A 20266-nucleotide genomic window follows, 5' to 3' on the forward strand; every position below is an offset into this window, starting at 1 on the left:
GAAAACTATTTTCATTTTCAGACGGCCTGTTCAATGTTAAACCTATTCAGGCTTAATCTTCGTATGCGTCAATCGGCAAGCAGGAGCAAACCAGATTGCGGTCGCCATAGACCTCATCCAAACGTTTCACACTCGGCCAAAATTTGTTTTCACGCACGAACGGCAACGGGAAGACGGCTTCTTCGCGAGAATATGGATGCGCCCATTCACCGGTTACGTCGGCGGCGGTGTGCGGAGCATTCACCAGCGGGTTGTCGTCTTTCGGCCATTCACCGCGCTCGACTTTCAGCACTTCCTGTTTGATTTGTTTCAGGGCGGCGATGAAGCGGTCGAGTTCGGCTTTGCTTTCGCTCTCGGTCGGCTCGATCATCAGCGTGCCGGCAACGGGGAAGGAAACCGTCGGGGCGTGGAAACCGTAATCCATCAGGCGTTTGGCGATGTCGGTTTCGGTGATGCCGCTTTCGGCTTTGAGCGGACGCAAATCAACGATACATTCGTGCGCAACGCGGCCGTTTTTGCCTGTATACAGAATCGGATAGTCTTCGCTCAGACGTTTGGCGACATAGTTGGCGTTGAGCAATGCCCAGCGCGTTGCCTGTTCCATGCCTTGTTTGCCCATCATGGTCAGGTACATCCAAGTAATCGGCAGGATGGACGCAGAACCGAAGGCCGCAGCAGCAACGGCGGTTTGGTCGGCACTGGCGCTGTGGGTGTCGGTCAAAGCGTGTCCCGGTGCAAACGGAGCGAGGTGGGCTTTCAAACCGATAGGGCCGACGCCCGGGCCGCCGCCGCCGTGAGGGATGCAGAAGGTTTTGTGCAGGTTCATGTGCAACACGTCCGCACCAACTTCGGCAGGCTGCATGATGCCGATTTGGGCGTTGAGGTTGGCGCCGTCCATGTAAACCTGTCCGCCGTTTTCATGGATGATGCGGCAGATGTCGCGGATGCCTTCTTCGTACACGCCGTGGGTGGATGGGTAGGTAATCATGATGGCGGACAAAGCGTCGCGGTGTTGCTCGGCTTTGGCTTTCAAATCGTCGATGTTGACGTTGCCGTGTTCGTCGGTATCGACAACGACGACTTTCAAACCCAGCATGGCGGCGGTGGCGGGGTTGGTGCCGTGGGCGGATTTGGGAATCAGGCAGATGTTGCGGTGTCCCTCGCCGTTGGCTTCTTGATAGCGGCGGATGGACAGCATGCCGCTGTATTCACCCTGCGCGCCGGAGTTGGGCTGGAAGGAAATCGCGTCAAAGCCGGTGATGGCTTTCAGGCTGTTTTCCATGTCGGTCAAGAGTTCGCGGTAGCCTGCGGCCTGGTCTTTGGGGGCGTAAGGGTGGATGTCGGTGAACTCTGCCCAAGTAATCGGCAACATTTCCGCAGTCGCATTGAGCTTCATGGTGCAGCTACCGAGCGAAATCATACTGCGGTTCATCGCCAAATCGCGGTCTTCGAGTTTTTTCAGGTAGCGCAGCATTTCGTGTTCGGTGTGGTAACGGTTGAACACGGGATGTTGCAGAATATCGTCTTGACGCAGCAACTCGGCGTTCAGACGGCCTTTGACGTCATCGGCAAATGTAGCCGTATCTTTGCCGGTAAACGCGCGGTACAAATCAGTTAAATCTTCGCGTGTCGAAGTTTCATGGAAGGCTGCCGCAACTTGAGTATCGTTGACGCGGCGCAGGTTGTAACCCGACTCCAAAGCAGCAGCGAACACTTGGTCTGCTTTCTCTTTGCTGCCGAAATCAACGGTAACGGTATCGAAGAAGACTTTGTGAACCACTTTGAGGCCGTCTAAAACCAGCGCATCGGCAAAGGCAGAAGCCAACGCATGAATACGGTTGGCAATGCGTTTCACGCCTTCGGGGCCGTGGTAAACGGCGTACATGCCGGCCAAGTTCGCCAGCAATGCCTGCGCGGTACAAATATTGGATGTCGCTTTTTCGCGGCGGATGTGTTGTTCGCGGGTGGACAACGCCATGCGCAAGGCAGGTTTGCCCGATGCGTCTTTGGATACGCCGATGATGCGGCCCGGGGCGGAACGCTTGAACTCGTCTTTAAACGCGAAATAGGCGGCGTGCGGACCGCCGAAACCCATCGGTACGCCGAAGCGTTGCGTGTTGCCCAAAGCAATATCCGAGCCCAATTCGGCAGGCGATTTCAGCAAAATCAAGCTCATGATGTCGGCGGCAACGGCCACGATTGTGCCTTTGGCTTTCAGATGGCCGATAACGTCCTGCAAGTCTTGCACGTCACCGTCTTTACCGACGTATTGGAACAGCGCGCCAAAGTATTCGCCTTCATCCGCTTGGGCAAAATCGCCGACCACCAGCTCGAAGCCGAAATATTTGGCGCGGGTTTTCATTACGTCCAAAGTCTGCGGATACACGCGCGCATCCACAAAGAAACGCTCAGATTTCACCTTGCCCACGCGGTGCGCCATCGCCATCGCTTCGGCGGCAGCGGTTGCCTCGTCCAGCAAAGACGCGCCTGCCACAGGGAAACCGGTCAAATCAATGCACACCTGCTGGAAGTTCAACAACGCTTCCAAACGCCCCTGCGCGATTTCCGCCTGATACGGCGTGTAGGCGGTGTACCAGCCCGGATTTTCCAACACGTTGCGCAAAATCACGTTCGGCACACGAGTCGGGTAATAACCCAAACCGATATAGGATTTGTTGATCACGTTTTTCGACGCAATGCCTTTCAATTTCGCCAATGCGTCCGCCTCGGTCAAAGCCTCGGGCAAATCGAGTTCGGACGGCATACGGATGCTTTGCGGCACGGTGTTGCCAACAAAATCGTCCATACTCTTCTCACCGAGCGCTTCCAAAAGCGCAGCCTCGTCGCCGAAACTCAAATGGCGCGCGGCAAATTCGTTCGGGTTGAACAATTCAGATAGTTTCATTTCTACTCCTTTTTTGTTATCGGTATCAAAACCGCTTTTTCTTTCAGATGTTGTTTCAGACGGCCTCCGCCCACTTCGGACGACATGCCAATATTTCCCTATAAACCGGACAGCTTTCCACATGCGCGCCGGGCAGGTAGCCGGTACTCATCAGAAATTCGCCGACGATTTCGCCGCCGACAAATTTGAAATGTTTTTTAAACAGCTTCACCCATTCAGCCTTGTCGAGCGGATGGTGTGCATCCAGCCAGTTTTTGAATGAGCCGTATTCTTGCTGTATTTGTTTGATTTGTCGCGCGTTATAAATGGCTGCGTTGATTTTCAGGCGGTTGCGGACGATGCCTGCGTCGGCAAGCAGCCGCTCAATATCGGCTTCGTCAAATGCGGCGACCGTATCAATGTCGAAACCTTTAAATGCCGTCTGAAATGCCTGCTGCTTCTTCAGCATCAGCGTCCAGCTCAAACCCGCCTGATTGATTTCCAACACCAGCCGCTCAAACAATTCATTGTCGTCCTCAATCGGAAAACCGTATTGCGTGTCGTGATAATGTTTGTTGGGGTTGTCCGTATCGTCGGGAAGCATGTCGACAAATTCGCAGTAATTCATGTTTACTGAGGAAAAATTGAAACAAAGGCCGTCTGAAAGCATTTTTCAGACGACCTAAGACCTGCAATATCAAACAGGCGCAAAACCTGTTTGGATGTTTGCAAAAATCAAGCTACTTCGCCTGCGTATTGTTCGGCAGTCAGCAGACCGTCGTAATCGGCAGGGTTGGCAGGTTTGATTTTGAAGAACCAGCCTGCGCCGTAAGGGTCGCTGTTGGCAGTTTCCGGCGCGCTGGGCAAATCTTCGTTGACGGCAACGACTTCGCCTGCAATCGGCGCGTACACGTCGGACGCAGCTTTCACAGACTCAACCACACCGGCTTGCTCTTCGGCAGCCAGATTTGCACCGACTTCGGGCAGCTCGACGAACACGATGTCGCCCAACAGCTCTTGCGCGTGATGGGTAATGCCGACAGTGATGGTACCGTCTTCTTCAAGGCGCAGCCATTCGTGGCTGGCAACGTATTTCAGTTCGGCTGGGATGTTGCTCATGGTTTGATTCTCCTTTAAGAACGGTTTAATTTAGCTAGTAGTGAATCTTGCGATACTCTCCTACTAAGTGTAAGTGTATAAGCAAACCTTACAAACAAAAAACTTTATGAATCCAAGTATCTGAATCTGAATATTGGTATGGGCCATGAATAGAAGCCGAGCAGCCATGTAAATCAACAATTCTTTCCAAATGCTTGAATTGCACTTTCCAATCTACATAAACTCTCCATTCTTCAAAATCAATATCTTTCACAATACCCAACGCTCTAACTTCCATTTTTTGTTCAGGTACACTATGAATTTTCTTTACTGCTATCTTATCTCCAGTAGAAATCTCCTTGAATTTTTCAATCTGCCTTTCTATTGAATTTGGTCCTTTACTTTCTTCCCCCGTTGGAACCTTCTTATTCCAACAATACCAATAACCCCGTTCTATAAAGCTCTCTAAGGCATCATCCACACCACCAAACATAGCACCTACAATCCAATAATTCATCACAACAAACTTTCTTTTTTATTTGAATACCATTTCTAACTTCTTAATTTAGGTAAATCAATACCCATTTTTTATTTCAGACGGCCTTAACTTTGACAAAGGCCGTCTGAAACCGCATCAGTCAAACTGTTTCTGTCCGTTGCGCACAAACGGCAGCTTCAATACGCGCACGTCCACTTCCTTGCCGCGTATCAGCACTTTGGCGGTATCGCCGTCAAAATCTTTCGGCACGCGGGCGATGGCGATGGATTGTTTCAGGCTGGGCGAGAATACGCCGCTGGTGGTTTCGCCTTTGCCTTTGTCGGTCAACACTTCCATATGCGCGCGCAGGATGCCGCCTTTGTCGAGCAGCAAACCGACTTGTTTGACGGCAACACCTTTTTCTTTCAATGCCAGCAAGGCTGCTTTGCCGACGAAGTCGCGGTTTTCGTCTTTCAAGTCAACGGTCCAACCCATGCCTGCTTCGAGCGGGCTGGTATTGTCGTCCATATCGTTGCCGTAGAGGTTCATACCGGCTTCCATGCGCAGGGTGTCGCGCGCGCCGAGGCCGCAGGGCTGTACGCCGGCTTGTTGCAGGGCTTTGAAGAATGCGACGGCTTCGGTGCCGGGCAGGATGACTTCGACGCCGTCTTCGCCGGTGTAGCCGGTGCGGGCGACAAACCAATCGTTGCCCAAATCTGCGCCTTGGAACGGTTTGAGATTATGGACGACATCCGCCCATTCAGGTTTGACGGTCAGGAGTTTTTCGATGGCTTTAGGGCCTTGTACGGCAAGCATGCCGAGGTCGTAGCGCGGATTGAAGGCAACGCCGAATTCTTGTCCAACTTTGTGGAATTGCGCCGTGTCTTTTTCGCGGGTCGCGCCGTTGGACACGATGCGGTATTGGGTTTCGGCTTCGTTGGTGCGGTAAACGATCAAGTCGTCGATCACGCCGCCGTTGTCGTTGAGCAGCGCGGAATAAAGGGCTTTGCCGACGAAGGCGAGTTTGGCAACGTCGTTGGCAATCAGTTTGCGGAAAAAGGCTTTGGCATTTGCGCCTGCTACGTCGGTAACGAGCATGTGTGATACGTCGAACATACCGGCGTCGGTGCGCACGGCTTCGTGTTCGGCGATTTGCGAACCATAATGGATGGGCAGCTCCCAGCCGGCAAAATCGACCAGCTTCGCGCCTGCATCTTGATGGGCTTGATAAAACGGGGTGGTTTTCAGGGCAGTCATTCTCAAGTTTCTCCGGATTTATTGTTCAGATGCCGCCCGCGCACCTATGCGCGGATGACCCTATCTGTCCTTGAACCTGAGATTTTCGGCCGTATCCGCTGGATGGCAAACCAGTCTGCTCACTGCTTTGCGCGGTTGTCTGAATGGTGGTTCAGACGGCCTTCTCCCCTTCGGTGGACGTTATTCAAACGCCGCTCTCCAGATTGTTTGTTTCAATGTGCAGTCCCTGATACCTGAGCGATTTAAGGGTGTCTGCGCCTTCGGTGGTTACATTGTAGTTGGGTGTAACACTCTCCTGCACATTTCCCGATTATGTCTTGAATCGGCGGTTTGGGCAAGTAGCCGATGAATATTTATGATGTGAATATTCGTCTTTTTATCAAAACGGCCGACCGCAAACCTTTGCGAAATTGCCGGATATGCGGCAAACGTTTTTGCAAAAGTCTCAGGCCGTCTGAAGCCCTTACCCGTTTTTCCTATATAATTCTGTTTTTTCGATTTATCCGCGCCCACCATGAACCGCCTCAAACGCATCAAAACCATCCTCTGCACGCTCTACCGCTACCGCCTCGCCGAGCTGATTGCCTCGCTGGTCCGTCCGGGTTGGGCGCGGACTTTCCTCAATATGTTGCCGCAGTCGTCCAAGTTCAAACACGAGACGCCTGCCGTGCGCCTGCGTTTGGCGTTGGAAAGCCTGGGGCCGATTTTCATCAAATTCGGGCAGGTTCTGTCCACGCGCCCCGATTTGATTCCGCATGATTACGCGGTCGAACTGGCCAGGTTGCAAGACAAAGTGCCGCCGTTTGACGCTCAGCTTTCACGCTCGCAAATCGAAAAATCTTTGGGCCAATCCATCGACACTTTATACGCGGAATTTGAAACCGAGCCTGTCGCCAGCGCGTCCATCGCCCAGGTACACAAAGCCCGCCTGCATTCGGGCGAACAGGTCGCAGTGAAAGTTTTGCGCCCTAACCTTTTGCCCGTTATCGAACAGGATTTGTCGCTGATGCGCTTTGGCGCAGGCTGGGTGGAGCGTTTGTTTTCAGACGGCAAGCGTTTGAAGCCGCGCGAAGTGGTGGCGGAATTCGACAAATACCTGCACGACGAATTGGACTTGATGCGCGAAGCTGCCAATGCTAGCCAGCTCGGTCGCAATTTCCAAAACAGCGATATGCTGATTGTGCCGAAGGTATTTTACGACTACTGCACCAGCGACGTACTGACCATCGAATGGATGGACGGCACGCCGGTATCCGATATTGCCAAACTCAAAGCCGACGGCATCGATTTGCACAAACTGGCCGATTACGGCGTGGAAATCTTCTTCACGCAAGTTTTCCGCGACGGTTTTTTCCACGCGGATATGCACCCCGGCAATATTCTGGTCGCCGCCGACAACCGCTACATTGCCCTCGATTTCGGCATCGTCGGCACACTGACCGACTACGACAAGCGCTATCTCGCCATCAACTTCCTTGCCTTTTTCAACCGCGATTACCACCGCGTCGCCACCGCCCACATCGAATCGGGTTGGGTGCCTGCCGACACGCGCGCGGAAGAGTTGGAAGCGGCTGTCCGCGCCGTATGCGAGCCTGTGTTCAACAAACCGATTTCGCAAATTTCCTTCGGCTTGGTGCTGATGCGCCTATTTGAAGTCAGCCGCCGCTTCAATGTCGAAATCCAGCCGCAACTTGTGTTGCTGCAAAAAACGCTGCTCAACATCGAAGGCTTGGGCCGCCAGCTTGATCCCGATTTGGACTTGTGGAAAACCGCCAAACCGTTTTTGGTGCGCTGGATGAACGAACAGGTCGGCCCCAAAGCCCTCTGGCGCAACCTCAAAAACGAAGCCCCCGACTGGGCGCAAATCATCCCTTCCCTGCCGCGCAAAATCAATGCGTTGGTTGATGAAAACCGCCAGCAGGAAATGCGCGATGCCTATGTGCATCTGGTCAAAGTGCAGCAACGCCAAAGCCTGTGGCTGGGTATGATTGCGGTTGTTTTGTTGCTGATTTTGCTGTTTAAATAAACCGTGATACAGATTTAAACGACATAATAAAGGCCGTCTGAAATTTAGTTTTCAGACGGCCTTTTATATGCCTATCTATTCTTTTTTCTCATGCGGAACATGTCCGCTTTCGGCTTCGATATGCCGTCTGAAGCGCAAACCTGCGGCGTGGTAAAACGGATGCGGCGAGAATTGGCGCGAGACTTGCGAAGCGAAGATGCACGTCAGCAGCATCCAAAACAGCAAATTCTGTCCGCCCGTCATTTCCATTACCACTACGGCGGCGGTCAACGGCGATTGGGTCGCGGCGGCAAGGAATGCAGCCATGCAGAGCAAAACCGCGACATTGGATGCGTCGCCCAGTTGCGCGAAAGAGGCTATGTGTTCGCCTATCATCGCGCCGATGGTTAACGACGGCGTGAAGATGCCGCCGGGAATGCCTGCCCAGTAGCTGAACACGGTTGCCGCCCATTTTGCGGCTGCCAAGCCGATTGGTGCTTCATACGCGCCTTTGAGTGCGGCAGCGGCTTCGTGATAGCCCGTGCCATAGGTTTTGCCTTGATAAAACGTACCGAGCAGCGCCAGCAAAATGCCCATTACAAAGGCGACCACCAACAAATGACGGCGGATGAAACTGCGCCAGCGCACCGGTGCGAATGCCGCCGCGCCGCGATACAAAAAGCTGCCGAACAATCCGCCTGCCACGCCGCAGACAATGCCCGACACTGCGGCCCACATCAGCATGTTTGGCAGCTCGTGTCCTTGAAACCCTGAAAAATACGGGTTGTTGCCCTGTATCGCCACTTGAATGAAACCGGCCGCCAACACGCCCATCAGGATTTGGCGTTCCCAACGCAAAATCACGCCGCGCCCCAATTCTTCGATGGCAAACACCACGCCGGCCAAAGGCGCGTTAAACGCCGCCGCCAAACCGCCGGCCGCACCTGCGGCAATCAAATCGTTTTCCTGCATGCCCCTAAATGCCAGCCCGTGCTTTTTACACCACGCGCCCCAAGCGTTCATGACCGCCGCGCCAACTTGTACAGACGGCCCTTCCCTACCGATCGACGCCCCCAAAATCATGCCCAAAAACGTCAGCGGAATCTTAAAAAAGGTTTCGCCCAGACGAATCAGACGGGTTTTCTGCGCGCCATACGGCAAAGACAACGAAGCGATGACCTGCGGAATACCGCTGCCGGAAGTGTACGGCGCAAATTTTCGCGTAAACCACGCCAAAAGCGGCAAGCCCAGCGGCAAGGCCACCCACGCAAACCACGGATATTTGCCCGCCAGCAAAGCATTCCATTCCAAAGCCAAATCCGCCAAACGCGCAAACAGCAAAGCCGTCAGGGCAACCAGCGCCGAGCCTGCCAGCAAAAACAGAAAGGCCATGCTTTTTTTCGACAGGCGTTTGGTTTGGCGGATTTTGTGGGCGAGGCGCGCCGCCCAAGTCTGTGGAAATTTCATAATAGGCACGCAGTCAATGTATTCAGACGGCCTTGATGCTTTTCTCAAAGGCCGTCTGAACACAAGGATAAAGGTTTTTAAGAACGGTAATCCGCGTTAATCGACACATACTCGTGCGACAAATCGCAGGTATAGACAACCGCCTCCGTATCGCCGCGTTGCAAATCGATGCGGACGGTGATTTCCGGACGGTTCATCACGGCTTGTCCGGCCTCTTCGGTATAGCTTTCCGCACGGCCGCCGTTTTCGGCCACCAACACGTCATCCAGCCACATTTTCAAAGCATCGACATCCAAGTCTTCAATACCGGCATAGCCGACGGCTGCCAACAGACGGCCCAAGTTCGGGTCGGAGGCAAAGAACGCGGTTTTTACCAAAGGCGAATGGGCGACGGCATAAGCCACCTTGCGCGCTTCTTCGCGGGTTTTTGCGTTTTGCACTTCAATCGTGATGAACTTGGTCGCGCCCTCGCCATCACGGACAATCGCCTGCGCCAATTCCAATGCCAGCGAACCGAGCAAGGCTTTAAGCTGGGCATAGCGCGGATCGGCAGTATTGTCGATTTCGCTCTGACCGCAACGGCCTGTCGCTATAATCACGAAGCTGTCGTTGGTGCTGGTATCGCCGTCCACGGTAATCGTATTGAAACTTTCGTCTGCGATTTCTTGCGTCATCAGCTGCAAAATCGGCTGGGACACTTTGGCATCGGTGGCGATAAACGACAACATGGTCGCCATGTTCGGATGAATCATGCCCGAACCTTTGGCGATGCCGGTGGCTCGGACTGTGTGTTTTTCGCCGACCAAGCCTTGGCGCGAAGCGGCTTTCGGTACAGCGTCCGTCGTCATGATGGCACGCGCCGCGTCCGACCAGAATGCAGGGCGCACTTGCGGCAAAGCAGCCACGATTTTATCCACAGGCAGCGGCTCCAAAATCACGCCGGTCGAAAACGGCATCACCTGATTGGATTGGCAGCCGACCTGTTCCGCCACGGCCGCGCACACTTTAATCGCGTCCAGACGGCCTTGTGCGCCGGTACCCGCATTGGCATTGCCCGTATTAACGACCAAGGCACACACACCGTCTTGGTCAAACAGGTGCGACTTGGCGATATGCACCGGCGCGGCGCAGAAACGGTTTTGCGTAAACACCGCACCCACCGTATGTCCGCCGCCCAACACCATCAGCGTCAAATCGTCGCGGTTTTGTTGCTTGATGCCGGCACGACCCGTAAACAGACGGATGCCGTCGATTTCCAACAATTCGTCTGCACGTTTTTCAGTCAAATTTACAGCCATATCATTTTCTCCTGTTTTACACTGTTTTCAGACGGCCTGAACGCTATACGCCCAATAAGGGAATCAAGATAGGCACCAATACCGCCGTCAATACGCCGTTGAGCGTCAAGCCCAAGCCGGCATAGGCGGCCATACGGCGGCCGTATTCCAAAGACGCCGCAATCCCCATCGCATGGGAAGCCGTCCCTAAAGACATCCCCACTGAAGAAGGCATGTACAACGCCCCTTTCAACACTTTATATCCGGCCATCTGTCCAAAAAGTCCGGCGATAATCACCGTTGCCGCCGTAATCGCCGGAATACCGCCGACCGATGCCGTGATTTCAATCGCAATCGGGTTGGTTACCGACTTGGAAGCCAACGATAAAACCACATCGTGCGACGCGCCCAGCCATTTGGCGAAATACACGCCCGTAACAATGCCCGTCACGCTGCCCGCCAATTGCGACAACACCACCGGCAACCACTGGCTGCGGATACGGTCCCAATTTCGATAAAGCGGCACGGCCAACAATACGACCGCCGGTTTCAACCAAAAATCGATAAACTGCGCCGCATCGTGATACAGCTCGTAATCGATGGCAAATACCTTCAAATACCCCATCAACACCAGCGTGCTGATCAATACCGGATTGCACAAAACGTTTCCCGTGCGCACCCGAATCTGCACCGCCAAAGCATAAACGGCCAAAGTCAGAAACAGCATAAGCACGGGCATACGCAACAAATTGTCGATATCGCCCATCACATCAGCCTCCTGACCCATTCATGCACTTTGCCCGTGACCAACAACACGCACACCGTACTGGCGATGGTGGCCGTTAAAATCGAAAACCAGTCGTTTGCAATCACATCCAAATAGCTGATGACGGCCACGCAAGGCGGCACCAAAAACAAAGTCAGGTTCGCCATCAAAATGTCCGCCAGCTCTTCTACCCAAGACAATTTGACCCAGCCGGCCTGAAGTGCGGCAAACAGCAAACCCATACCGACAATGCTGCCCGGCAGCTTCAACCCCAAAATCCAAACGGCCGCCTCGCCCAAAGTCAGGCAACCCAATACCACCAATAAGGCACGAATAATATTCATTAAGCCGGTTTCTCCCTATCTTTTTCAGACGGCCTCAAAAAATTTATTAATCATTGAATCATATCGTGTCACAGGCCGTCTGAAAAGGGAAGAAACGCCTTCTTTCAAGTTTAATGAAAGATAAGCATGATTGCTCCGGCGGATTGGCTTCGGAGCATTGAAACCCTTGCCCTGCTTTTGTCTTTAACGGCCGCCGCAAACCGGACATTCGGGATTGCGCCTTACCCCGTATTGCCGCCATTGTCCGCTCAACGCGTTGTAGGTAGAAAGTTTGCCGTGCGACGGCGTACCGATACCGATCAGCACTTTGAGCGCTTCGGCGGCTTGGGTCGTTCCGATAACGCCGACCAAGGGCGAAAAAACGCCGAACAATGCACAAGCGCCGTCGTCGGCTTGTTCGCCGTCAAACAGGCAGGCATAACAAGGCGTATCGGGAAGGTCGGGGCGGTACACGGCGATTTGTCCGTCAAAGCGGACGGCCGCGGCGGAAACCAAAGGCGTGCGCGCGGCAACGGCGGCGCGGTTGACCGCCTGGCGCGTGGGATAGTTGTCGGAACAATCAAGGATGATGTCGGCGTCGTTTGCCAATTCGACCAGCTTGGCCTCATCGAGAAATTCGGCAATGGCGGCAATGTGTGTTTGGCTGTTGATCTGTTTCAGACGGCCTTGCATCACCAAAGCTTTGTTTTTGCCGATGTCGGCTTCGGTAAACGCGATTTGGCGTTGAAGGTTGGTCTCGTCGACGGTATCGGCATCGGCAATCGTCAGGCGGCCGATACCGGCGGCGGCAAGATACGGCAAGGCCGCCGCACCCAGCCCGCCGCAACCGACAACGAGCGCATGGGCGGCCAAAAGTTTTTCTTGGCCTTCGATACCGATTTCATCCAGCAGGATATGGCGGCTGAACCGCAAAAGTTGTTGATCATTCATCATAACAATAAGGCCGTCTGAAACCGAATATTCAGACGGCCTGAGTGATTTAGAAATTAATATTTTCGTAGGCGTTGTCAAACAGGAAAGGACGGCCTTCGCTGCTGGTTTCGGATTCGAGGCGGATGCCGCTGAGCATCATATTGCGGTCAACGTCTTTCATCATGTCGTAAACGCTCAAGAGCGCCAGATTGAGGCCGGTCAGGGCTTCGGTGGCAATGCTGCCGTTGCTGTGCGCTTGGACGGTCAATGTGGCTTTCAGGCAGGCCAGCTCGACGTTAATATCGAAATCAACCTGCACGCCGATGATGCGGCCGGGCAGGTGCAGCGGAATCAGGTTGCCGCTTTGTTTGATGTTTTGAATGGCGGCAACGCGGGCGATGGTCAGAATGCTTGCCTTTTCAGTTGCATTCTCTATCAACACCCGTACCGCCTGCTGGCTCATGTTGATGGTGCCGACGGCGACGGCGGTGTGTTGCTCAGGAAAATCGGGCTGATTGGGGAATTCGATCATGGGGTTCTCGCCTCTGTTTTGATGGGCAATATTTTACGGCATTTTACAGACACCGACCACGCGGCGGATACGGACGGCTGTTTTCCGGTTTGAAATGTATCGGACAGCAGCATTGGCAGTTTACAAAAATTTGCTATACAATGGATTCGGGACAAACCCAAATTAACATTTAAATAAGAGAAAAATCATGCAACTGCATATCTTAAACAATCCCAAAGATGCCGCTTTGGCAGCGGATGCGGAATTTTTAAAACAGTCTCTGTTCAATCTGCTGCATGAGGAAGCATCGCCTTTGGTGGTCGAAACCGTTAAGTTGTTATCGACTTCAGACGACAGCGCCGCCTTGATTGAGAAGGTGTTGCCGCAACTGGACGAACAGCAAACCCACGATTTAACCCTGGCCTGCGGCCTGTTCGCACAAATTCTGAACATCGCCGAAGACGTGCACCACGAACGCCGCCGCCAAATCCACGAAGAGGCAGGACACAACAGCGCCGAAGGCAGCCTGACGGAAACCGTGCGCAAGCTCAAAGCCGGAAAAGTCAACGGCAAAGCGGTGCAACAACAACTGGACAACACGGTCGTTACCGCCGTTTTGACCGCGCACCCGACCGAGGTACAACGCCAAACCGTCTTGAGCTTCAACCGCCGCATCCGCGCGCTACTGCCGCAACGCGAACGCTGCACTAATCCTGATGCACTGGCTCAATTGCGCCGCGAAATCGACACAGTCCTTTTGGGCTTGTGGCAGACCAGCGAAACGCGCCGCCACAAACTTAGCGTCAACGACGAAATCAACAACGGCGTATCCATCTTCCCAATGAGCTTCTTTGAAGCCCTGCCTAAACTCTACCGCACAATGGAACGCGATTTTCAGACGGCCTATCCCGGTGTCCGCGTTCCGAATATTCTCAAAATCGGCGGCTGGATCGGCGGCGACCGCGACGGCAACCCGTTCGTTTCTGCCGAAACCTTGCGTTTTGCCTTCCGCCGGCATGCCGACGCCGTATTCCGTTTCTATCGCGGCGAACTCGACAAACTCTACCGCGAATTGCCGCTCTCCATCCGCCGCGTCAAAGTCAATGACGATGTGATGGCACTTTCCGCCCAGTCTCCCGATGAAGAAATCGCCCGCGCCGAAGAACCCTACCGCCGCGCCATCGCCTACATCATGGCACGCGCTATGGGCAAGGCACGTTCACTCGGTTTGGGCATGGGCTGCAAATTCGGCTTCCTCGAGCCTTATGCCACGGTTGAAGAGTTCCTCAACGACCTGAAAAAACTGCAACGCTCGCTCCACGAAAACGGCAGCCAACTGCTGGCAGAAGGCCGTCTGTCCGACATTATCCGCAGCGTGTCCGTGTTCGGCTTCCACATGATGCCGCTCGACCTGCGCCAACACGCAGGCAAACACGCCGATGTGGTTGCCGAGCTTTTCCAACACGCAGGTTTGGAAGACTACAACAGCCTGAACGAAGAGCAAAAACAAGCCGCCCTGTTGCGCGAATTGAGCCATCAACGCCCGCTGTACAGCCCGTTCATCACATACAGCGACCATACCCGCCACGAACTGGCGATTTTCAACGAAGCGCGCAAAATCAAAGACGAATTTGGCGAAGACGCTGTTACACAAAGCATTATTTCCAACTGCGAACAACCCAGCGACTTGCTCGCCTTGGCATTGCTGCTGAAAGAAAGTGGCCTGTTGACGGTTGAAAACGGCAAACCGCGCAGCCGCATCAACATCGTGCCTCTGTTTGAAACCATCGAAGCGCTCGAAAACGCCTGCCCGGTCATGGAAACCATGTTCCGCCTCGACTGGTATGACGCCCTGCTCGAAAGCCGCGGCAACATCCAAGAAATCATGCTCGGCTACTCCGACTCCAACAAAGACGGCGGCTACGTTACCAGCTCATGGTGTCTGTATCAGGCCGAGTTGGGCTTGGTCGAACTCTTCAAAAAATACAATGTCCGCATGCGCCTGTTCCACGGCCGCGGCGGCAGCGTAGGCCGCGGCGGCGGCCCGTCTTACCAAGCCATTTTGGCGCAACCCGCGGGCAGTGTTGCCGGACAAATCCGCATTACCGAGCAAGGCGAAGTCATTACTGCCAAATACGCCGACCCGGGCAATGCCCAACGCAACTTGGAAACCTTGGTCGCCGCGACTTTGGAAGCCAGCATCCTGCCGGACAAAAAAGACCCTGATGCCAAGCTGATGCAGGATTTGTCGGACGTATCGTTCAAATACTACCGCGAACTGATTACCCACCCCGACTTCATCGACTACTTCCTGCAAACCAGCCCGATTCAGGAAATCGCCACCCTCAACCTCGGCAGCCGTCCCGCCAGCCGCAAAACCCTGGCGCGGATTCAGGACTTGCGCGCGATTCCGTGGGTATTCTCCTGGATGCAAAACCGCCTCATGCTGCCGGCTTGGTACGGTTTCGGCAGCGCAGTGGAAACCTTGTGCGAAGGCAATCCCGACACACTGGCCGCCCTGCGCGAACACGCCCAAAACAACCCGTTCTTCCAAGCCATGCTCTCCAATATGGAACAAGTCATGGCGAAAACCGACATCACTTTGGCGGAAAACTATGCCGGCTTGAGCGAATCGCCCGATAAAGCAAAAGTCATCTTCGGCATGATCAAGGAAGAATACCAACGCAGCCGCAAAGCACTGCTCGACCTGCTGCAAACCGAAGAGCTCCTGCGCGACAACCGCAGCCTCGCCCGTTCGCTTGCCTTGAGGATTCCATACCTGAACGCCCTCAACGGCCTGCAAGTCGCCATGCTCAAACGCCTACGCAAAGAGCCCGACAATCCGCATGCCCTGCTGATGGTTCACTTGACCATCAACGGCGTGGCGCAAGGTTTGCGTAATACCGGTTAAGGCAGTACGGAAAAAAAGGCCGTCTGAAACAGTTTTCAGACGGCCTTTCAACCAACTGCGAACCATAGCAAAGGCTTTATCCATAAGCCTCATAATGTTTCTCAACCTGCTTGCCACTCTTACCCTATTCATTTAACTTGCCCGTATTTCGGACTATTTTGGGCAATAGCAGTAACCCGCTACAAAATCAATGTGTTCAATGAAGCATGGCAACCGCTTCAGCACGATGATAGTCAACTACTGACATACCTTAATGCGGCACTGCCCCATATCGCAGCACAATAAGCTTTCAGACCACCCAGAGGCCGTCTGAAAAATAAAAACACCTCACACCAAGGCAACCATCATTATGTTTGACATTGTATTTATCTTGTTATTCGGCAGACTTCAGCCCCACAAAACAGCCGATTTATCCGACACGCCTGTCACTTTTGGGAGTTCGGCGGCAGGCTCGACTTTAATTTATTTATGCATACGCATAGGGACAATCATCCTTTATGGGTCGATTTCCGAAGCCATTGACAGTCTCCCCCTCATTCTGTTTCAAGCAATCTGTATGTTCGGCTGTCTGGTTTTGTATTTCAAAATGTTGCGTACCGCATCCGACCCGAAATACCGTCAGATGATTTATTGGGTACTGGGCATTCTTTTGGGTTTAATCTTAAGCCTCCTGTCCGTAAAATTGTTTTATTTAATGGCTTTATTCATTTACTCATTCTTCGGAAGAACAATAGGCTGAATGCCTGCCCCTCTTTTTCAGACGGCCTTTTATTATAAGAACACACCAGCATTGCGGCTGTTTTGAGTACCTCCACAATATGCTATAATCCGCCGTTAAACTTTTATCTTTTCAGGAAAAACCATGAGCTTGAAATGCGGCATCGTTGGTTTGCCCAACGTCGGCAAATCCACCCTCTTTAACGCGCTGACCCAATCGGGTATCGAAGCGGCAAACTATCCTTTCTGTACCATCGAACCCAACGTCGGCATCGTTGAAGTCCCCGATCCGCGTATGGCCGAATTGGCAAAAATCGTCAATCCGCAAAAAATGCAGCCTGCCATCGTCGAATTTGTCGACATTGCCGGTTTGGTTGCAGGCGCGAGCAAAGGCGAAGGCTTGGGCAACCAGTTCCTCGCCAACATCCGCGAGACTGACGCGATTGTTAACGTCGTACGTTGCTTTGACGACGACAATATCGTTCACGTTGCAGGCAAAGTCGATCCGATTGCCGACATCGAAACCATCGGCACCGAGTTGGCACTGGCTGACTTGGCCAGCGTCGAAAAAGCCATCGTCCGCGAAGAAAAACGCGCCCGCTCAGGCGACAAAGACGCGCAAAAACTGGTCGAACTGTGCAAAAAACTGCTGCCGCATTTGGACGAAGGCAAACCCGTCCGCTCCTTCGGTTTGGACGCAGAAGAACTCGCCATGCTCAAACCGCTGTTCCTGCTGACCGCCAAACCTGCCATGTACGTCGGCAACGTTTCCGAAGACGGTTTTGAAAACAATCCGCACCTCGACCGCCTGAAAGAATTGGCTGAAAAAGAAAACGCGCCTGTCGTTGCCGTTTGCGCTGCGATGGAGAGCGAAATCGCCGAATTGGAAGACGATGAAAAAGCCGAATTCCTCGCCGAAATGGGCTTGGAAGAACCGGGCCTGAACCGCCTGATTCGTGCCGGCTACGACCTCTTGGGCCTGCAAACCTATTTTACCGCCGGTGTTAAAGAAGTCCGCGCTTGGACCATCCATAAAGGCGACACTGCGCCGCAAGCCGCCGGCGTGATTCACACCGACTTTGAACGCGGCTTCATCCGCGCCCAAGTTATCGCCTACGAAGACTTCATCGCTTTAGGCGGCGAAGCCAAAGCCAAAGAAGCAGGCAAAATGCGTGTGGAAGGCAAAGAATACGTCGTACAAGACGGCGATGTGATGCACTTCCTGTTTAACGTATAAACCCGGTAAAACGCTTTTTCAGACGGCCTTTTCTAAGATTAAGGCCGTCTGAATTTATTTTCAGACGGCCTCACGTCTTGAAATATCAACAAAACAAGACATTATCTTCATAATAAATACGGGCATGGCCCGTAATTTTTCTCTCTTTAAATCTCTCATCTCTTGCCAACACCTTACCTAAAAATAGCGCAAGGTTACATCATCAATAACAATATCATTGATATGACAATAAATAATTAAACAATACCACATCGTATTGATTCATTATAAAAACAACATATTAAATATTATGTTGAAACTATCAACTTTATTCCTACTCTAATCCATTATTATTCAAACGCATATCATCAGCAATCATTCTAAGAAGGCAAACAAACTGCCCTGTTCCGACAAACGATGGCCGACCTCCGAAATGCTGCCATTCTCGGCAGGAATCACTTTTCAGACGACGCCATTAATATAAACTAATTAAAATCAAAATATTATGAGCAAAGTTTTATCTTACCGCCCAGATATTGATACATTGCGTGCCGTTGCTGTTCTATCCGTTGTCGCTTTCCATATTGAAAAAAACTGGCTGCCTGGCGGCTTTCTTGGTGTTGATATCTTTTTTGTCATTTCCGGCTTTCTGATCACGATGATTATCCATCGTGAAATGAGCAGTGGAATTTTCTCGTTCAAAAAGTTTTACATCCGCCGTATCAAGCGGATACTGCCCGCATTTTTTACCGTATTGGCGGCAACGCTGATATGCGGCTTTCTTTTATTCACCAAAGATGATTTTTCCCTTTTATGGAGGACAGCCCTGTCCACCTTGGGGTTCATCTCCAATATCTTTTTTGCAAAGGGTCAGGGCTATTTCGACCCCATACAAGAAGAAAAACCTTTGCTTCACATTTGGTCTTTATCGGTCGAAGAACAATATTATTTCGTCTTCCCGATATTGCTGTTATTGGTTGTCCGCAAAAGCTGGCGCACTCAGTTTGCCTTCCTCATCACGCTATGCGTATTCAGCATTTTGGCTTCTTTTATACCGACTTCGCTGGATAAATATTACCTGCCCCATCTGCGCGCCTGCGAAATGCTGATCGGCTCGTTGACGGCTGTGTGGATGCAATATCGGCAACAACAAGGGCTGGATACCGGCAAACCATATGCGGCGGCAGGCGCATTGCTTTCCGTCTGCGTACTGTTTGCCTGCCTGTTTGCCTATACGGAAAAAACCGCCTATTTCCCGGGGCCTGCCGCCATCATTCCTTGTTTGGCCGCCGCCGCATTCATTTATTTCAATCAATTTGAACACCGGCTGAAACAATTTTTCCAATGGAAGATTACCGTCGGCATCGGCTTGATTTCCTATTCGCTGTATCTGTGGCATTGGCCTGTATTGGCTTTCATGAGATACATCGGTTCAAACAATCTGCCTTCGTATTCGACTGCGGCCGCGATTGTCTTAATGTTTGCACTCTCCCTGCTTTCTTATTATTTTGTCGAGAAACCGTTTAAAAAGTGGAAAGGCTCTTTTGCCCAATCTGTGGCATGGGTTTATGCCGCCCCCATGCTTGTTTTGGCCATAACGCCTTTTCTTGCCATGAGGCTCCCGTTTATGGAGCAGTACGACCATATGGGATTGGCGCGTTCCTACACTTCTTGCCACAACAATACCGACAAACAATGTGTTTGGGGCGATACCGACAAACAGCCGGAATTACTGATTCTAGGCGATTCGCATGCCGACCAATATAAAACGTTTTTTGATACCGTCGGCAAAAAAGAAAAATGGTCGGCAACGATGGTCACGGCGGACAGCTGTGCCTATGTAGAAGATTATGCCGCCCCCGTATTCAAACAAAACGCCTCATGCCGTGCCATTTATGAGTATGCCAAAGAGCATCTGCCCCAATACTCAAAAGTGCTTTTGGCCATGCGCTGGGGCAGCCAAATGCCTGAAAACAGCCACTCCCTTGCTTACGATGCCGATTTTTTCAAAAAATTCGACCTCATGTTGCAAAAACTTTCTTCGGAAAAACAAGCGGTTTACCTAATGCTGGACAACCCTAATCTATCCTACAACGGTTTGCGCGCCTATATCCTGTCTTACCGCATACCGGGATTTAATCAAAATCTTGTTATTGATGAACAAAACACTTTTAAAGGAAACGAACGCATCAAAGAATTGGCGGAAAAATATGCCAATGTGCACATTATCGATGCCACCGCCTATATTCCGCAGAATTTTAAAATCAACGGATTGCCGGTTTATTCCGATAGAGACCACATCAACCCTTACGGCGGCAGAGAACTGGCTAAGCGTTTTTCTGAAAAACACTCGCTTCTTCAGTAAGCCATAGCCATTCATCCGATGAAATTTGCTACAATTAGCAGTTTGTAAAACTGCTAAT

At 52.3% G+C, this 20266-nt stretch carries 16 protein-coding genes and 1 riboswitch; of the genes, 5 read left to right on the forward strand and 11 right to left on the reverse strand.

What is annotated here, in order from left to right; all coding sequences use genetic code 11:
- Window positions 1-52: 52 nt before the first annotated feature.
- The 5 genes from gcvP to gcvT all read right to left on the reverse strand — a co-directional run bounded on the left by gcvP (window position 53) and on the right by gcvT (window position 5717).
- Window positions 53-2905: an aminomethyl-transferring glycine dehydrogenase gene (gene gcvP, locus HMPREF2596_RS05805; protein ID WP_070850194.1), complete on the reverse strand. Its 2853-nt coding sequence runs from the start codon at window positions 2903-2905 to the stop codon at window positions 53-55.
- Between the two features lie 55 nt (window positions 2906-2960).
- Window positions 2961-3512 (reverse strand): DNA-3-methyladenine glycosylase I, encoded by a 552-nt coding sequence (locus tag HMPREF2596_RS05810; RefSeq protein ID WP_070850196.1) that lies wholly within the window; start codon window positions 3510-3512, stop codon window positions 2961-2963.
- A 107-nt stretch (window positions 3513-3619) separates the two neighbouring features.
- A complete protein-coding gene (gene gcvH / locus HMPREF2596_RS05815; protein WP_003748856.1) occupies window positions 3620-4003 on the reverse strand; it encodes a glycine cleavage system protein GcvH in 384 nt (127 codons plus the stop codon).
- An 88-nt stretch (window positions 4004-4091) separates the two neighbouring features.
- Window positions 4092-4499, reverse strand: coding sequence for a hypothetical protein (locus tag HMPREF2596_RS05820; protein WP_070850198.1), 408 nt, complete (start codon window positions 4497-4499; stop codon window positions 4092-4094).
- A 117-nt stretch (window positions 4500-4616) separates the two neighbouring features.
- Window positions 4617-5717, reverse strand: coding sequence for a glycine cleavage system aminomethyltransferase GcvT (gene gcvT / locus HMPREF2596_RS05825; protein ID WP_070850200.1), 1101 nt, complete (start codon window positions 5715-5717; stop codon window positions 4617-4619).
- A gap of 210 nt (window positions 5718-5927) precedes the next feature.
- A riboswitch (glycine riboswitch) is annotated at window positions 5928-6025 on the reverse strand.
- Between the two features lie 206 nt (window positions 6026-6231).
- Between gcvT and ubiB the strand changes: the two genes are divergently transcribed.
- Window positions 6232-7743 carry a ubiquinone biosynthesis regulatory protein kinase UbiB gene (ubiB, locus tag HMPREF2596_RS05830; protein ID WP_070850202.1) on the forward strand — a complete coding sequence of 504 codons (1512 nt, stop codon included), beginning with the start codon at window positions 6232-6234 and terminating at the stop codon, window positions 7741-7743.
- Between the two features lie 75 nt (window positions 7744-7818).
- Here the strand turns inward: ubiB and HMPREF2596_RS05835 are convergent, their stop codons facing one another.
- The 6 genes from HMPREF2596_RS05835 to HMPREF2596_RS05860 form a co-directional block, all read right to left on the reverse strand.
- Window positions 7819-9189, reverse strand: a complete 1371-nt coding sequence (locus HMPREF2596_RS05835) for a chloride channel protein (RefSeq protein ID WP_070850204.1) — start codon at window positions 9187-9189, stop codon at window positions 7819-7821.
- Window positions 9190-9266: 77 nt separating this feature from the next.
- Window positions 9267-10487 carry a bifunctional glutamate N-acetyltransferase/amino-acid acetyltransferase ArgJ gene (argJ, locus tag HMPREF2596_RS05840; RefSeq protein ID WP_070850206.1) on the reverse strand — a complete coding sequence of 407 codons (1221 nt, stop codon included), beginning with the start codon at window positions 10485-10487 and terminating at the stop codon, window positions 9267-9269.
- 43 nt (window positions 10488-10530) lie between these two features.
- Window positions 10531-11223 (reverse strand): LrgB family protein, encoded by a 693-nt coding sequence (locus HMPREF2596_RS05845; RefSeq protein ID WP_114139666.1) that lies wholly within the window; start codon window positions 11221-11223, stop codon window positions 10531-10533.
- 8 nt (window positions 11224-11231) lie between these two features.
- On the reverse strand, window positions 11232-11576 hold the full coding sequence (locus HMPREF2596_RS05850; protein WP_049322516.1) for a CidA/LrgA family protein: 345 nt from the start codon (window positions 11574-11576) through the stop codon (window positions 11232-11234).
- Window positions 11577-11759: 183 nt separating this feature from the next.
- Window positions 11760-12506, reverse strand: coding sequence for a HesA/MoeB/ThiF family protein (locus HMPREF2596_RS05855; protein ID WP_210401066.1), 747 nt, complete (start codon window positions 12504-12506; stop codon window positions 11760-11762).
- Between the two features lie 49 nt (window positions 12507-12555).
- On the reverse strand, window positions 12556-13020 hold the full coding sequence (locus HMPREF2596_RS05860) for a cyclic pyranopterin monophosphate synthase MoaC (protein WP_070646624.1): 465 nt from the start codon (window positions 13018-13020) through the stop codon (window positions 12556-12558).
- 187 nt (window positions 13021-13207) lie between these two features.
- On the opposite strand from HMPREF2596_RS05860, the gene ppc reads away from it, so the two are divergent.
- The 4 genes from ppc (at window position 13208) to HMPREF2596_RS05880 (ending at window position 20208) form a co-directional block, all read left to right on the forward strand.
- Window positions 13208-15910 (forward strand): phosphoenolpyruvate carboxylase, encoded by a 2703-nt coding sequence (gene ppc, locus HMPREF2596_RS05865; RefSeq protein WP_070850212.1) that lies wholly within the window; start codon window positions 13208-13210, stop codon window positions 15908-15910.
- A gap of 349 nt (window positions 15911-16259) precedes the next feature.
- Window positions 16260-16649, forward strand: a complete 390-nt coding sequence (locus HMPREF2596_RS11470) for a hypothetical protein (RefSeq protein ID WP_070850215.1) — start codon at window positions 16260-16262, stop codon at window positions 16647-16649.
- Window positions 16650-16772: 123 nt separating this feature from the next.
- The gene (gene ychF, locus HMPREF2596_RS05875) at window positions 16773-17864 is read left to right on the forward strand and encodes a redox-regulated ATPase YchF (protein ID WP_070850217.1); all 1092 of its coding nucleotides are present in this window, start codon (window positions 16773-16775) and stop codon (window positions 17862-17864) included.
- A 484-nt stretch (window positions 17865-18348) separates the two neighbouring features.
- Window positions 18349-20208, forward strand: coding sequence for an acyltransferase family protein (locus tag HMPREF2596_RS05880; protein WP_070850219.1), 1860 nt, complete (start codon window positions 18349-18351; stop codon window positions 20206-20208).
- The last annotated feature ends 58 nt before the right edge of the window (window positions 20209-20266 follow it).

Source organism: Neisseria sp. HMSC078C12, assembly GCF_001838065.1.
GTDB lineage: Bacteria > Pseudomonadota > Gammaproteobacteria > Burkholderiales > Neisseriaceae > Neisseria.

What these genes read in the sequence shown, in the direction of transcription:
- HMPREF2596_RS05880 (WP_070850219.1), top strand. Translation starts at nt 18,349, where the DNA reads ATGAGCAAAGTTTTATCTTACCGCCCAGATATTGATACATTGCGTGCC.
- gcvP (WP_070850194.1), bottom strand. Translation starts at nt 2,905, where the DNA reads ATGAAACTATCTGAATTGTTCAACCCGAACGAATTTGCCGCGCGCCAT.
- ychF (WP_070850217.1), top strand. Translation starts at nt 16,773, where the DNA reads ATGAGCTTGAAATGCGGCATCGTTGGTTTGCCCAACGTCGGCAAATCC.
- HMPREF2596_RS11470 (WP_070850215.1), top strand. Translation starts at nt 16,260, where the DNA reads ATGTTTGACATTGTATTTATCTTGTTATTCGGCAGACTTCAGCCCCAC.
- HMPREF2596_RS05860 (WP_070646624.1), bottom strand. Translation starts at nt 13,020, where the DNA reads ATGATCGAATTCCCCAATCAGCCCGATTTTCCTGAGCAACACACCGCC.
- ppc (WP_070850212.1), top strand. Translation starts at nt 13,208, where the DNA reads ATGCAACTGCATATCTTAAACAATCCCAAAGATGCCGCTTTGGCAGCG.
- HMPREF2596_RS05810 (WP_070850196.1), bottom strand. Translation starts at nt 3,512, where the DNA reads ATGAATTACTGCGAATTTGTCGACATGCTTCCCGACGATACGGACAAC.
- HMPREF2596_RS05835 (WP_070850204.1), bottom strand. Translation starts at nt 9,189, where the DNA reads ATGAAATTTCCACAGACTTGGGCGGCGCGCCTCGCCCACAAAATCCGC.
- gcvH (WP_003748856.1), bottom strand. Translation starts at nt 4,003, where the DNA reads ATGAGCAACATCCCAGCCGAACTGAAATACGTTGCCAGCCACGAATGG.
- HMPREF2596_RS05855 (WP_210401066.1), bottom strand. Translation starts at nt 12,506, where the DNA reads ATGAATGATCAACAACTTTTGCGGTTCAGCCGCCATATCCTGCTGGAT.
- argJ (WP_070850206.1), bottom strand. Translation starts at nt 10,487, where the DNA reads ATGGCTGTAAATTTGACTGAAAAACGTGCAGACGAATTGTTGGAAATC.
- ubiB (WP_070850202.1), top strand. Translation starts at nt 6,232, where the DNA reads ATGAACCGCCTCAAACGCATCAAAACCATCCTCTGCACGCTCTACCGC.
- gcvT (WP_070850200.1), bottom strand. Translation starts at nt 5,717, where the DNA reads ATGACTGCCCTGAAAACCACCCCGTTTTATCAAGCCCATCAAGATGCA.
- HMPREF2596_RS05820 (WP_070850198.1), bottom strand. Translation starts at nt 4,499, where the DNA reads ATGAATTATTGGATTGTAGGTGCTATGTTTGGTGGTGTGGATGATGCC.
- HMPREF2596_RS05850 (WP_049322516.1), bottom strand. Translation starts at nt 11,576, where the DNA reads ATGAATATTATTCGTGCCTTATTGGTGGTATTGGGTTGCCTGACTTTG.